This is a genomic window from Halotia branconii CENA392 (genome assembly GCF_029953635.1).
GTDB classification, from domain to species: domain Bacteria; phylum Cyanobacteriota; class Cyanobacteriia; order Cyanobacteriales; family Nostocaceae; genus Halotia; species Halotia branconii.
Map to the genome: position 1 here is coordinate 70,623 of NZ_CP124543.1, position 13,485 is coordinate 84,107.

Genomic DNA, 13,485 nt, shown 5'->3' on the forward strand with positions numbered 1-13,485 from the left:
TTTGATTAGATAGATTGAGTTATTTGATCAGAAAAACTGGTGCGATCGCAGTAAAATTACCTTTGGTATAGTTACTGAGGATAAATAAAAACTCTACCCACAAGGGGATAAAGTTTTGTCAGTGGTCAGTAGCAAAGCGAAAAGTGAGTTTGAAACCAGATTAAAAACAACACTTCGACAAGCGGTAGTTGAATCTCGACTTCGCGACAATTAGGCGCAGCGATGCACTGAGTTTCGACACTTCGGTAAGCTTAGTGCATCGCTGACAACTGACAACTGACCCGCGTAGCGCAAATAAATGGAGACTCTATGCAACCTCACCTTCCTCTGGCAGGCTTAAACATTTTCGTGGTTGACGATGATGATGATAGCCGCTTTTATATCACTACCGTATTAGAAGCAGATGGAGCCACTGTCGTAGCGGTTACATCAGCGGCTGAGGCATGGGAAACGCTACCCAAGTTGCAACCTGATGTCTTTATCTGTGATATTGCCATGCCTGGCGAAGATGGCTACACCTTAATTCGCAAGGTGCGTTCACTGCAAAACGATAAACTTAGACAAGTCCCAGCAATCGCTTTAACTGCTTATGGAGACAGTGAAGATCGTATTCGTGCCTTAGAAGCGGGTTTTAACACTCATGTTGCTAAACCAGTTGATCCAGGAGAATTAGTGGTGATTATAGCAAATGTAGTTGCTTCTTGTAGAACTTAAGGGGCTAGGGGTTAAGGATTAGGGACTAGAAACTGTTTTCAAACCCAAAATAGTTGCTTTGTTGGGTTTCCTTACGTCAAACGCTACTTACTTTAAGTCGGCAGAGCCGACGACAGTCGCCTCAAGTCGGTAAACCCTTTCGGCAGTTCCTCATGGGGGAAACCCCCAAGACCGGACTGCCGACGCTCCTGCGTCGCTACCGCTACGCTAACACCACGGCGCTGTCTCCCCAACGTAGTGGCTCCCCAACCTACAGTTCAAGTTTGAAAACACGCCCTAGGAGCTAGGGAGTAGAGTGGTGTATTATATATCATAAGAAAACCGCTATAGATTTTGAAGAATTTGCTTTTTGGAGTTGCTTAAATCCTCCTAAAAACAACTACTACAAGTATTACCTCAAGCTTGCTGTTCGACTTTGGCTATTTCCAGCATTGTCTTTAAAACTGAATCTGGATTCAGACTTATAGAATCAATTCCCTCTTCAACCAAAAACTGAGCAAATTCTGGATAATCACTGGGTGCTTGTCCACAAATACCAATTTTGCGGTTATGCTTTTTGGCAGTTTGAATGACCATTTTCACCATTTGTTTGACTGCTGGACTGCGTTCATCAAATAACCGCGCCACTAACGCAGAATCTCTGTCTACTCCCAGTGTTAATTGAGTTAAGTCGTTGGAACCAATGGAGAATCCATCAAATACATCAGCAAACTCTTCAGCCATAATTACATTGCTGGGCAATTCACACATGACATAAACTTGTAAGTTATTGACACCTTGCTGTAAACCATTTTTTGCCATCTCTGCTAACACCAAACGCCCTTCATCAGGAGTCCGGCAAAAGGGAATCATGGGGATGACATTAGTTAAACCCATTTCTTCTCTGACCCGTTTTATAGCCTCGCATTCGAGAGCAAAAGCTTCTCTATAGCCTTCGTCGTAATAACGCGCCGCCCCTCGCCAGCCCAACATCGGGTTTTCTTCGTCGGGTTCAAACTGTTGACCGCCTAATAAATTGGCATATTCATTACTTTTAAAATCTGACATTCGCACAGTCACTGATTTGGGATAAAATGCTGCGGCAATTCTGCCTATACCTTGGGCTAATTTATCCACAAAATACTGAGATTTTTCGGCATAAAGTGCAGTAATTTTAGCAATTTTGGCTTTGACAAATTCGTCTTTTACTTCGTCAAAATGAATCAACGCCATTGGGTGGATTTGAATTTGGTTAGCAATGATAAACTCTGTCCGCGCCAAACCCACTCCATCGTTAGGAATGGCAGATAAACTCAAAGCTTCTTGAGGATTACCGACATTCATCAAAATTTGAGTGCGAGTGCGGGGTAAGTTCTCTAAAGGAACTTCTTGAACTTCAAAGGGCAATAAACCTGCATAAACCTTGCCTTCTTCTCCTTCAGCGCAAGAAATTGTTACTTCTTGACCAGTTTTCAAAACATCCGTCGCATTGCCGCAGCCCACGATCGCCGGCACACCCAACTCTCGTGCAATAATTGCTGCATGGCAGGTGCGTCCACCAGCATTAGTGACAATAGCACTGGCGCGTTTCATAATCGGTTCCCAGTCAGGGTCAGTTCTTTCTGTCACCAACACATCCCCAGCTTGGAACTGCTCAATTTTGTGTACATCTAAAATTAGGTGGACTTTGCCTTGACTAATTGCTTCCCCGACTGCACGTCCTGTTGTCAGAGGTTGAAGAGAAACATTCTTTGTTTGCTCCTCTGCTTTCCCTACAAGGCGATAACTACGCAGCAAATTTCCGGTTCTCTGTGACTGGACAGTTTCAGGACGTGCTTGGACTACAAACAATTGGTTGGTAATGCCATCTTTTGCCCATTCAATATCCATTGGAGTGTAAATACCGTGGACTTGAGAATAATGGTCTTCAATTAGACATGCCCAATGTGCTAGTTGTAAAATTTCGTCATCACTGAGGGCAAATTTACCTTTATCTGCGGTTGATACGGTGACATTTTTGGTAAATTTTGAGCCGTCATCATAGATCATTTTCAACTCTTTGCTGCCCAATTTTTTATCAATAATTGGGCGAAAACCTGTTTTTAAAGTTGGTTTAAAAACACAGTATTCATCTGGATTGACGGAACCTTGAACTACGTTTTCTCCTAAACCGTATGCTGCGGTGATTAATGCCGCATCCTTAAAACCAGTTTCTGTATCAATTGAAAACATTACTCCGGAGGTTGCTAAATCTGAACGCACCATTTTCTGCACACCCACAGTCAAAGCAATGCTCAAATGGTCAAATTTCTTAGTGTGACGATAAGAAATAGCGCGGTCAGTAAATAAAGAAGCAAAACATTTGTGACAAGCTGCTAAAACTCCTTCGACACCAACAACATTGAGGTATGTTTCTTGTTGTCCGGCAAAACTAGCATCGGGGAGGTCTTCGGCGGTAGCACTGGAGCGAACTGCTACATCTGTATCTGCGTTGTATTTCTCACATAGACTTTCATAAGCTGTAGCGATCGCCTCTCGCAATTCTACAGGAAATGGCGTATGTATCAACAGCGATCGTGCTTTTTTTCCCCTGAGCCGTAAATTTTTAATATCCTCAACATCCAAATCTCGAAACAGTTCTTGCAACTTTGCTTCTAACCCTGCTGATTGAATGAAATAACGATAAGCATAAGCCGTAGTAGCAAATCCGGTAGGAACTTTCACACCTTGAGGTGTCAATTGTTGAATCATTTCCCCTAATGAGGCATTCTTCCCACCAACAAGGGGAATGTCAGCAATTCCTACTTCATCAAACCAGAGAATAAGCGATCGCTCTTGAGAAAATTGAGCTAAAGTGTTTTGAGATACCGTAACCATCTGTATTACCTCTCAAGTATATGCTCTGGCTATAAGTGTGTAATTACTAGTGAGGATCTTATTTTCCCTATTCAATTTTAGGTTTCAATTTTGGGATTGTGCCATTAAACGCCACGTTTTCGTTAACAACAGCTAACATTATCCGGGATAATGACCATATCAAAATTTTGGATGTCAGGCAAAATGGCACAGCTAGAAAGACTATTGAAAATGGCAGAAGACGAGCTAACACAGTACAGCACTGATGCCCGTAAAATCGAAAAACTGCGCCGTAAAATTGGTTTATCAGTATCAGCAGCAGAACAGCGGCAAGTCAAATCAGAATTATTAGCAACTATGCAACCTAATATAATTACCCAAACTGTGGAAGAACAAAGACAAGTAGTAGCCTTACCATTTTGGGGAATTGCTGGATTGGGTTTGTTATTCGGAATTTCGTTAAATCAACCCCTAGCCTTATTAGCAGCCATAGGTGGAAGTGTAGCAGCTTTCAAAATTCAGCAATGGGGTTGGCGATTGCAAGCAAAACGTTTATTGTTACAAACGTTCGCAGATATTGAAGCACGTGTTAGCCAACCCAATAAATAATGTGGCATTGCTGAATATAACAATGAGATTAAACTCTTACTCTCTGCGTCTCTGCGTCTCTGCGTGAGGTAAATTCATAATATCGTGTTCGGGTGAATCGGGAATGCCACTTTTGATAATTAGTCGAGGCCAAACCAATAAGAAAAAACCCATCCATACCAATAGAGGAATTGCAACCAGTACTGTTAACCAAATGATCTTAAATAGTAGCCAACTGCCACTAATTAGCGTCACGCCTGTAAGTAAAATCGACCAAGGCTGACACCACCAAGGTTTGTAGTTCCAAGGATTTAGAGGCTTTTGTTCAGACATTGGTTTGATTGAGCAAATTTTTAAATTGTCTTCTTGTCATCTCAAGTAATTTTAGCGTTTCAATTGTTCTTTCCATGCTTCCAAGGTGATGTATTTGTTATCTATCACATCTAAAACATCAATTACACCGCTTGTACTCAAGACACGAAACCAATAAACCGTTGAATTATGATCTGGTTCATCTTCAAAGACTCTAATTTTATAGTAAGGATCATCAGGACTAGGAGAACCATAGACGATCGCAGCAACTTTTATACTACCCTTAGAGAGTCGTTCAATTTCTTTTGCTTTGCGTTGCACCTGTGGCAGTTTCCAAACTGAGTTCAGGGCAGTTTTTTCATCAATTTGTCTAATAGCCTGAGAAATTGTCTGATTAGTATATTTTTCTAATTCAGGGAACAGTTGGGAAGAATTTAGCTCCATCTGTACATGATCTCCAGAAATTGGAGTCAGGTCTGAGTGACCTGTTACCCCTATTAGCAAAGAAGTCATGAGAGGATACCAAATCAATCTTGTCATGAAGCTATTCCTAAACGTGATCTTTTTCTCGGTTAGCCTGCAAAAGGTTACTGCATAACATATCTAAAATAAATTTTTAGTATGTTGGCAACGGAGAAACTTTAGTTTAGCAGATTAAAGATGATCCCGCTGATAGTTAGTCGAATAAACTATAAGTATAACTGATGATTTTGGACACTACGGGATGAATTTATTCTGAATACCATACTTGTGGCGATCGCTCAACAGTATTTTTAAGATTCCAACTAATTTTTTATATGCAAATTTGGTGTATTTTCCAAATCTTTAATGTTGTAAGTGAGAATGAGCTGCGGCAGTCATTGAGTCTATTAGCCGTCAGGATAAATAGCTAAAATCAAAACCTAAAGGTGGCTTTTTTAAAGATGTACATCTGCCAATAAAAAAACCGCCTTGTGGCGGCTTTTGAAATATGGGCAGTACCAGACTCGAACTGATGACATCCTGCTTGTAAGGCAGGCGCTCTACCAACTGAGCTAACCGCCCATTTACTAATCCTTAACTAGTATAGCAGAACATTTCGCGTTGCGCTAGTAGTTTTGGGAAAATCTTTTTTCTCTTATACTGGCTCAGTATTAAGTTACTCACAGAGGAAAGATTTAGAATGCCCTCTGGTCGGACACACGATCGCATTACTTTGTATGCTCTACCATTAATAGCGGGTGTGACGTTCTGGCAGACTCGTAGCAGTAATGTGACTTTGTTAGTTGCAGGCGGATTTCTATTTGGAGGGCTGATGTTTGGCCCTGATTTAGATATTTACTCTGTGCAATTTCAACGCTGGGGTTTCTTACGTTGGATTTGGCTACCTTATCAAAAAAGTCTCCGTCATCGTTCTTTTTTATCCCACGGGCCAATTATTGGCACAACACTGCGGATACTTTATCTTGGCTGCTTGCTTACTACATTAGTAATTCTCGTTTTAGTAATTGCCCAAAAGCTGTGGAATCTGAGTTTTACTTGGCAAGATCTGGGGGAAACTATAGGGCGATCGCTCATGAATTACGATACTGAATATATCGCTTTATTCTTGGGTTTAGAACTCGGTGCGATGAGTCATTCTCTTAGCGATTGGGGCGGTTCGGCATATAAGCGCTTGCAAAAGCAAGGTTTACGGGGGTTGCTTACCAGCAGCAAAATTAAGAAGCGTAAACCAACAAGTCGTGGTCGTCGTCGAGCTACAGTGAGCAAAGACAAGGGGAAAATCACAAAGGATAAATAACTTATGACTGATGGCAAAGTTAATACTTTGGCGGCGTTGCAAGAGTTAATTGAGGTGGTAGCAAAGTTGCGATCGCCTGATGGGGGTTGTCCTTGGGATTTGGCTCAAACTCCCGAAACGCTGATACCTTATGTGATTGAAGAAGCTTATGAAGTGGTTGATGCGATTAAAAGTAAGGAAACAGAAGCAATTAAAGAAGAATTAGGAGATTTATTATTACAAGTAGTTTTACAAACCCAAATTGCTAGCGAATCTGGACAATTTGCTTTAGCAGAAGTCGCACAAGGTATTTCTCAAAAATTGATTCGCCGTCATCCCCATGTATTTGGTGATGTGTCGGTAGCCAGTGTAGATGAGGTACGGCAAAATTGGGAACAAATTAAAGCTGCGGAAAAAGGCGAATCATCCCCAAATAATCAAAAACTCAGCGCTAAACTCAGTCGCTATGGACGTACTCTTCCTCCGCTGATGGCGGCAATGAAAATTTCTCAAAAAGCTGCTGCGGTTGGGTTTGAATGGGAAAATATTGATGGAGTCTGGGACAAATTTCACGAGGAATTAGGTGAGTTTCAACAAGCTTTAGCTGAGGAAACACCCGAACGACAACAAGCAGAATTAGGAGATTTACTATTTGCGATTCTTCAGCTTGCCCGTTGGTATAATCTTGACCCTAGCGCTGCCTTACAAGGTACAAATCAGCGATTTGTGCAGCGGTTAGAAAAAATGGAGGCAGTTAGCGATCGCCCCCTTTCTGATTACAGTTTGGATGAGTTAGAGACTCTATGGCAACAGGCAAAAGCCCAAATTGCCAAAGAGCTGTAATACATACCGATTTACAATTTGATGGTGACTGTCTTAACTTCGGTATATTGCTGTAAGCCATACTCGCCTAGTTCTCGATCAATACCGAACTGTACCAGCTTGGTGATTATTAGCGATCGAACTCCCTAGAATCATCACTGAATTAAGCTCAGCACAACTCTAGTCAATAAATAGACATCAATTTAATAAGTGTGTTAACTTGGGCTGATTTATTTCAAAGTTAACTACATGTCACAAAATATTAGAATTTGGGATATTTCTTCCACAAATCGCCTCAGTGAAGTAAAAAAATCAAAGCTTGAAGCTGAACAGAGTATACAAGATTGGTTAGAGCAAGATATTTATATTATTTCAGATAACTTATTAGTAATAGGAAAGGAAGTGCAAACAGATTATGGTGGATTTATAGATCTTTTATGCTTAGATAAAAAAGGAGATATTGTCATTATAGAGTTAAAACGTGACAAGACTCCTAGAGAAGTTACCGCTCAAGCTTTAGATTATGCTTCTTGGGTAAAAGATTTATCAAACGATACGATTACTAGTATTGCTAATAAGTATCTAATAAATAAAGTTTCTCTAGAACTTGATAAAGCTTTCCAGAAAACTTTTAATACAGAATTACCCGAAATTCTTAATACAAATCATCAGATATTAATTGTTGCATCTAAAATAGATAGTAGCTCTGAAAGAATTATTAGTTATTTATCAGAAACTTATGGAGTAAATATTAATGCTGTAACATTTCAATACTTCTGTAGTGAAGATGGTAGAAAACTATTAGCTAGAGTATTTTTAATTGAGCCAACTCAAGTAGAAGAAAATACGCAGCGACAAAATAATTCCAAAAGACAACCAAATTTATCTTTTGAAGAACTTGATGAGATTGTTAAAAAACATAGTTTAGAAAATCTATATTCTACCCTCTATAAAAATTTGTTAAATACTTATTTTACTGTTGTTTCAACAACCAGAAGTTCATTGAGCTTTAAAAAAGGTAATAAAACTATATTTACTTTAATTCCTGTAGAAAGCAATCCTGAAAAAGGGCTTAAATTCCGGATTTATACAACAAGATTTGCACAACATTGGGGTATAAATACAGAGGAAATAATAAATTTATTGCCCACATCAAAATATAAATGGGAAAATTATCCTGATGCTACACCTGATTGGTCTGGGCATGAAGGATTTTTCAACAATCTAGATGAAGTAGACAAATTTATTGCAGGACTGCATAAACTAACTCAAAATTCAGTTTGATTTATCTTGATAATTAAAAACTCACACCTTCATAAATCAAATCAATTGCACAATTAAAATCAACACTTTCTATAGTGATATCTTCACCAATCGTATAGGGAGAATATAGCCACATTCTGCCCTCTCCCCGACGATAAAATTCTACTCCGATTTTTTCAGATTCAATTAAAATATATTCTTGCAAACTAGGCATAGTGCGATAGAAAGCAAACTTTTCTCCTCTATCTTTAGCTTCTGTTCCAGGAGAAAGTACTTCTACAATTATTTTGGGATATTGAATAAATCTGCGTGCATTTAAATCCCTAGTATCACAACTAATTACTACATCAGGATAAAAGTATGGGCTTTGAATACTGACTTGCACCTTGACATCGGCAACGTTGATCCGACAACCTCTAGCACGTAAATGGGGATACAATGCTCTGTAGAGATTTAGGGCGATATCATTGTGAGGAATTGTACCGCCAGTCATAGCAAAGATTTCACCATTCACGTATTCATAGCGACAACCTTGTAATGGTTCCCAATCAAGGTATTGCTCTATACTCATTTTTTGAGGTTGAGGAGTGGCAATCATTGCATCATGATCATAAATAAACGCTTTTAACTTTTGCTATCAATCTTATCACCCCAAAGAAATGGAGGCAGTTAGCAACTACCTCCTAATAAATTAAAGCTTGGATGTATTGAGAAATGCTTTGACAACAGGCTAAAAACTCGGCTATCTGCTGCTCAAAAACACAGTCAAGACCACTCCTAAGATAATCGATCCACCACCAAGGATGAATGACCATAAACGATGGTAACTATTGACAACAGTGCCATTTTCGCTTTGAAGTTGGATCAAATCCATCCAGGGCGCAACACCCCGACGGAACCAACCCACAGCCCCGACTTGTTCACCGATTAAGCTTTGTACTCGCTTCATCCCAAATAAGAAATTGCCAATGGGGCCAAAGCGGGAAGCGTAATGCAGATAAAGCATACCGCTACGGTCTTGAATTTTTAAATCGGAACCAAACTTATAACCAGCGTCGCCACGACCAATTAATTGACCTTCCAATTTTGCAGGTTGTCCACGCAATGGACTGGCGTAGGGGTCTGACATTAAAGTAAGAACGTCAGACGTTGGTGCTTGCTTGTAGTTGGGGAACATGACAAAGGCTTTGATGAGTATTCCCAACCCTAAACCGATAATTGGCGCGCCTAATATTAAACCTGAGTTTGAGTCACTTGACCAGATAATTATACCCAAGGCCAAGCCAGCAAAGAAACCGATGGTTTCGGCTCCATATAGCGTAATATCTAACAAGAAATTACCGTAAAGCTTGCTTCTATTGAGGTTTTTACCTTCTCCTACAACTCGTCCCATATCAAACTCAGTTGGTAAACCCAACTGTTCAGCATAGGTGCTGAGGGCGCGGACTCGTTTACCAGTCAGGGGATGAGTAGAATTTAACTCCATCCACCAGCCCCAAGGATTAAATAAATCCCACAAAAAGACGCGACCTATTTTTTGAGGTTCGGATGCAATGCGGTAGGCGGTTCCCGTAGAAGCAGCAGCTTTATGGTCGTAGATACCCAAGGCGCGAGTCCCTTCAATTAAACGGCTGGGTTCTTGTGTCCGTGAACCTTCTTCTAATATCCCGTAGGCAATCTTCACCAAGGCGCGGGATAATCCGTTAGGATTACCTGTGCTTTCTGCGGCGAAGTGGTCAGCAAAGTATTCTCTGGTACGGGAGAGATACAGCAGTAAGTAAGTACCGATAATATAAAATACGTAGGCCACAAAACCAGCGGTTTGGATAGCATCTTTAATTTTGCTATCGCCACCACCACGAGCCAATCTTCTGGCTGTGCTATAAATTAAGTAGCAAATCTGCACTAATGTAGATGCTACTGTCATCACTGCAAAATCCCAATGGACGATGTGTCCTAATTCATGGGCATAGACGGTAGCAATTTCATCATCATCCAGGTATGTGAAAAGTCCCTGACTGACGACTAAGCGGGCGCTGTTAGGTAATGAACCGTAAGTAAAAGCCGTTGGATTTTGGTCGTTAATGATTCCCAATCGGGGAGTTTTAAGGTTTTTCTGCTGACAAACTTGCCGAAGAACTTTAGCTGTCTCTGGACTGAGGGTTTCTATTTCTGCTAATTCTACCCAACGAGTCTGGTAAAGCCAGCGCTGGGTCAAATCCATCAAAAACGGAGATAGGAAAAAGGCAGCGATATTGAAAGTTATTGTAATACCAATCGCGATCGCTAGTCCTTGGAGTGGATTATCGCTACCTAAAATAAATACTAAGCTCAAGCCTAAAGCTAATACCATACCAAACAACAAGGTCATGGTGACACCAGAGGCTAATACAAGAGAGCCACCTACACCCCCCATTGCTAGTTTGACACCAGTTGTAACAGCACGTCCGGCTTTTTGGGTGGTGCTAGACTGAGTTACTGCACCTTTGGGTAAAGATTGGCTAGCTTTTTGGGCCCAGTTGCGAATCTGTGAGTTTTCACTCATCATTAACTTTTGACACAGACTCGTTGCTTTTTCGACTTCGCCTGCACCTTGGTAAGCTTTCATCAGCCACATCTGTGCAGAAAGATAATCTGAAGAATTGTGGTCAACACAATTTCGGCAGAACTGTTCTAGCAACTCAACTGCTTCTTGATAACGTCCTTGTTGAAAGGCATCTAATCCAGATTGTAATGACATAGGATCTCCTGTGCAAAGGAGTGATATTTGATCTATCAATACTCAATAAATTCAGCTTTCGTCATCGCAATTACGGAAAACAGCAACGTATAAATTATATTTTATCAGGATAGATATTTTTAGTTGGTTATATTCCAGGTAACTTTAAAACTGCTTCGGTGGTAATGGAAAATAGCCTAGGAGAAAGAGATATTGCTAAATTAAGATTATTCCTCATTCATATCAGGTAGTTGATGGATATAAAAACTGAGGTCACAATTGAGGATTTATACCACTTACCCGACAATTGTAAAGCGGAGATTGTGAATGGAAAATTGTTGCTGATGTCTCCAACTGGATTTTTACCGGGACGTACGGGAGGTGAAATTTATGCCAGTCTGCACGATTATGAACGCCTGAAAAAGAATGGTTATGCTTTACCTGATAATGTTGGTTTTATTGTAAATCTTACTCATCGCCGTTCTTTAAGTCCTGATGCCGCATTTTATACTGGCAAACCTACAGGTGGAAAGTTTCTTAATGGTGCGCCTGTGTTTGCTGCTGAGGTGAGAAGTGAAAATGATTATGGTGATAAGGCTGAGAAAGATATGGCTAGCAAACGCCGTGATTATTTTGCTGCGGGTACTTTGGTAGTTTGGGATGTGGATGTACTGAAAGAGGAAGTGATTAGAGTATACCGTGCTAGTGATCCTGAAGAACCGCAAGTGTATCGCCGTAGGGAGATGGCTGAAGCTGAACCCGCAGTACCAGGATGGACTATGTTAGTGGATAATTTGTTTGTTGAAAAACGAACCACAGAGGCACAGAGATGAATAGGCGATCGCTACTGTTAATTGGTATAAAATAGTGCGATCGCTTTTGCTTTTCGGTTAATATGGCAATAACGTAGATATCAAAGTCATGGCTGAAACTGGTAGAATTAGGGTTGCTAAAGATAAAGCTGAGTTGGTGAAAGATTTAACGTCTTCAAATGGTGGGACAGGGCCTTTTCAGACTTTTGCTGATGTGATTGTGTTTGCAGCAGCTTTAGGTGCAAAACATAAAAAACGGATGGCTTTGGGAGAGATTTCTAAAAGGGAACCATCGCCAATACCTCAAGAACAATTTATAGTTAGGGGATATAGTACAGTAATAAATTTAATAGCCATTGCTGAAATTCAAGATATAAAAGTTTTATCTCTTCAAGAAGAAAATATTAATGAGAAACGTAATTATATCTTTGAAGAATATGCTAATGGTGGACTTGAAATATTACAATCTGAAATCCGGGGCGCAGTAAATTATTCTGAAAGGATTTTATTGATCCTCAGTTCTGAAAGGTTTCAAGATAACTCGGAAGAAGATTTTGACTTAAGTAAATTTATTTCATAAATTAGCATCGATCCATGCTTAATCATTACCAACTGACTAAGAAAATACTTGTGATATATAGAAAGATGAAACAATGAGTAAAGCAAAACAGCCAGCAAATCAGCGAAGTTTAGTTTATTATTGTGAATGTTTCTCTAATATTAAAGTATATAAAAGTCAGACAAAAGGTGATGCTCTTAATAAACCCATTTTACTTTTATCTATAATTGATCTAATTACACAATATTTAATCACAGATAATCGGATCACCATGTCAAATGAATTGATTGATACCTTCAAGAAATATTGGGAAGTACTTGCTTCCAGCACTTGTAAGGGAAGTGATTTTGCACTTCCTTTTTTTCATCTAAAAAATGATAATGGTAAATTTTGGCATCTCAAGTATAGTTCTGGATATGATGGTGGTCGTCCGCAAACAATTCCTAAACTCAAGGAAGATGTTGACTATGCATATTTAGATGATGAACTATTTGATTTAATTCAAGATGAAATCTCTAGGCAAATATTAATTGATGCACTTGTTTCAGCTTGGCTACCATCTGAAGATAATACTATAGAAAAATTTTTAACAATTAATGAAAATTTTCAAGATATTACTTTAAAACTAGATAAAAATATAAAGTCTAGTAATTTAGATGTTAATCATAGACAAAGCTTAAGAAAATCAGTAATTAGAAATGCTTTTTTCAGAAAAGCAATTGTAAGTATTTATGGTTATAAATGTGCTTTTTGTGGACTCAAAGTAACTAAAAAAATTAACCAAAATATTGTGGATGGCGCACACATAAAGCCATTTTCACAGTTTTATGATAGTAAAATTAATAATGGAATAGCATTGTGTAAAAACCATCATTGGGCATTTGATAGGGGTTGGTTTGCTGTAGATGAGCAATACAAAATCATAGTTAGTCATGATTTGGAAGAAGTATCTCCCAATGCTAAACCTATGAAAGATTTTCACGGTGAAACAATACTTTTACCAAATACAGAGCAATACTTTCCAGAACTAGAAGCACTGCAATGGCATCGTGAAAACATATTTAAATCAAGATGAAATCAACATAAAACTATACCCATATAA

13 protein-coding genes and 1 tRNA gene are annotated in these 13,485 nt (G+C 39.4%); 8 read left to right on the forward strand and 6 right to left on the reverse strand.

Going from position 1 to position 13,485, the window contains the following annotated elements:
* Positions 1-309: 309 nt before the first annotated feature.
* Complete coding sequence (locus QI031_RS00405) at positions 310-714, forward strand: response regulator (protein WP_281483277.1); 405 nt, start codon at positions 310-312, stop codon at positions 712-714.
* A gap of 396 nt (positions 715-1,110) precedes the next feature.
* Here the strand turns inward: QI031_RS00405 and ppsA are convergent, their stop codons facing one another.
* Positions 1,111-3,570, reverse strand: coding sequence for a phosphoenolpyruvate synthase (ppsA, locus tag QI031_RS00410; RefSeq protein ID WP_281483278.1), 2,460 nt, complete (start codon positions 3,568-3,570; stop codon positions 1,111-1,113).
* 183 nt (positions 3,571-3,753) lie between these two features.
* On the opposite strand from ppsA, the gene QI031_RS00415 reads away from it, so the two are divergent.
* Positions 3,754-4,158 carry a hypothetical protein gene (locus tag QI031_RS00415; RefSeq protein WP_281486168.1) on the forward strand — a complete coding sequence of 135 codons (405 nt, stop codon included), beginning with the start codon at positions 3,754-3,756 and terminating at the stop codon, positions 4,156-4,158.
* A gap of 36 nt (positions 4,159-4,194) precedes the next feature.
* Here QI031_RS00415 and QI031_RS00420 read toward each other — a convergent pair whose 3' ends face one another.
* From QI031_RS00420 to QI031_RS00430, 3 genes are all read right to left on the reverse strand, one after another.
* Positions 4,195-4,470, reverse strand: a complete 276-nt coding sequence (locus QI031_RS00420; RefSeq protein ID WP_281483279.1) for a DUF6737 family protein — start codon at positions 4,468-4,470, stop codon at positions 4,195-4,197.
* Between the two features lie 51 nt (positions 4,471-4,521).
* Positions 4,522-4,989: a hypothetical protein gene (locus QI031_RS00425; protein ID WP_281483280.1), complete on the reverse strand. Its 468-nt coding sequence runs from the start codon at positions 4,987-4,989 to the stop codon at positions 4,522-4,524.
* A 431-nt stretch (positions 4,990-5,420) separates the two neighbouring features.
* Positions 5,421-5,493: transfer RNA gene (locus QI031_RS00430), tRNA-Val, on the reverse strand.
* Positions 5,494-5,611: 118 nt separating this feature from the next.
* Here QI031_RS00430 and QI031_RS00435 point away from each other — a divergent pair.
* The 3 genes from QI031_RS00435 to QI031_RS00445 all read left to right on the forward strand — a co-directional run bounded on the left by QI031_RS00435 (position 5,612) and on the right by QI031_RS00445 (position 8,314).
* A complete protein-coding gene (locus QI031_RS00435) occupies positions 5,612-6,229 on the forward strand; it encodes a metal-binding protein (RefSeq protein ID WP_281483281.1) in 618 nt (205 codons plus the stop codon).
* 3 nt (positions 6,230-6,232) lie between these two features.
* Positions 6,233-7,051, forward strand: a complete 819-nt coding sequence (gene mazG / locus QI031_RS00440; RefSeq protein ID WP_281483282.1) for a nucleoside triphosphate pyrophosphohydrolase — start codon at positions 6,233-6,235, stop codon at positions 7,049-7,051.
* Between the two features lie 228 nt (positions 7,052-7,279).
* Positions 7,280-8,314: an endonuclease NucS domain-containing protein gene (locus QI031_RS00445; RefSeq protein WP_281483283.1), complete on the forward strand. Its 1,035-nt coding sequence runs from the start codon at positions 7,280-7,282 to the stop codon at positions 8,312-8,314.
* Positions 8,315-8,327: 13 nt separating this feature from the next.
* Here the strand turns inward: QI031_RS00445 and QI031_RS00450 are convergent, their stop codons facing one another.
* A complete protein-coding gene (locus QI031_RS00450) occupies positions 8,328-8,891 on the reverse strand; it encodes a Uma2 family endonuclease (RefSeq protein WP_281483284.1) in 564 nt (187 codons plus the stop codon).
* 144 nt (positions 8,892-9,035) lie between these two features.
* Positions 9,036-11,033 (reverse strand): M48 family metalloprotease, encoded by a 1,998-nt coding sequence (locus tag QI031_RS00455; protein WP_281483285.1) that lies wholly within the window; start codon positions 11,031-11,033, stop codon positions 9,036-9,038.
* A 233-nt stretch (positions 11,034-11,266) separates the two neighbouring features.
* Here QI031_RS00455 and QI031_RS00460 point away from each other — a divergent pair, with 233 nt between their 5' ends.
* From QI031_RS00460 to QI031_RS00470, 3 genes are all read left to right on the forward strand, one after another.
* The gene (locus tag QI031_RS00460; RefSeq protein WP_281483286.1) at positions 11,267-11,845 is read left to right on the forward strand and encodes a Uma2 family endonuclease; all 579 of its coding nucleotides are present in this window, start codon (positions 11,267-11,269) and stop codon (positions 11,843-11,845) included.
* Between the two features lie 88 nt (positions 11,846-11,933).
* Entirely contained in the window at positions 11,934-12,404 is a 471-nt protein-coding gene (locus tag QI031_RS00465) for a DNA phosphorothioation-associated protein 4 (RefSeq protein WP_281483287.1), read from the forward strand.
* Between the two features lie 73 nt (positions 12,405-12,477).
* Positions 12,478-13,458: an HNH endonuclease gene (locus tag QI031_RS00470; protein ID WP_281483288.1), complete on the forward strand. Its 981-nt coding sequence runs from the start codon at positions 12,478-12,480 to the stop codon at positions 13,456-13,458.
* Positions 13,459-13,485 lie beyond the last annotated feature (27 nt).

What these genes read in the sequence shown, in the direction of transcription:
- QI031_RS00405 (WP_281483277.1), top strand. Translation starts at nt 310, where the DNA reads ATGCAACCTCACCTTCCTCTGGCAGGCTTAAACATTTTCGTGGTTGAC.
- ppsA (WP_281483278.1), bottom strand. Translation starts at nt 3,570, where the DNA reads ATGGTTACGGTATCTCAAAACACTTTAGCTCAATTTTCTCAAGAGCGA.
- QI031_RS00415 (WP_281486168.1), top strand. Translation starts at nt 3,754, where the DNA reads ATGGCACAGCTAGAAAGACTATTGAAAATGGCAGAAGACGAGCTAACA.
- QI031_RS00420 (WP_281483279.1), bottom strand. Translation starts at nt 4,470, where the DNA reads ATGTCTGAACAAAAGCCTCTAAATCCTTGGAACTACAAACCTTGGTGG.
- QI031_RS00425 (WP_281483280.1), bottom strand. Translation starts at nt 4,989, where the DNA reads ATGACAAGATTGATTTGGTATCCTCTCATGACTTCTTTGCTAATAGGG.
- QI031_RS00435 (WP_281483281.1), top strand. Translation starts at nt 5,612, where the DNA reads ATGCCCTCTGGTCGGACACACGATCGCATTACTTTGTATGCTCTACCA.
- mazG (WP_281483282.1), top strand. Translation starts at nt 6,233, where the DNA reads ATGACTGATGGCAAAGTTAATACTTTGGCGGCGTTGCAAGAGTTAATT.
- QI031_RS00445 (WP_281483283.1), top strand. Translation starts at nt 7,280, where the DNA reads ATGTCACAAAATATTAGAATTTGGGATATTTCTTCCACAAATCGCCTC.
- QI031_RS00450 (WP_281483284.1), bottom strand. Translation starts at nt 8,891, where the DNA reads ATGATTGCCACTCCTCAACCTCAAAAAATGAGTATAGAGCAATACCTT.
- QI031_RS00455 (WP_281483285.1), bottom strand. Translation starts at nt 11,033, where the DNA reads ATGTCATTACAATCTGGATTAGATGCCTTTCAACAAGGACGTTATCAA.
- QI031_RS00460 (WP_281483286.1), top strand. Translation starts at nt 11,267, where the DNA reads ATGGATATAAAAACTGAGGTCACAATTGAGGATTTATACCACTTACCC.
- QI031_RS00465 (WP_281483287.1), top strand. Translation starts at nt 11,934, where the DNA reads ATGGCTGAAACTGGTAGAATTAGGGTTGCTAAAGATAAAGCTGAGTTG.
- QI031_RS00470 (WP_281483288.1), top strand. Translation starts at nt 12,478, where the DNA reads ATGAGTAAAGCAAAACAGCCAGCAAATCAGCGAAGTTTAGTTTATTAT.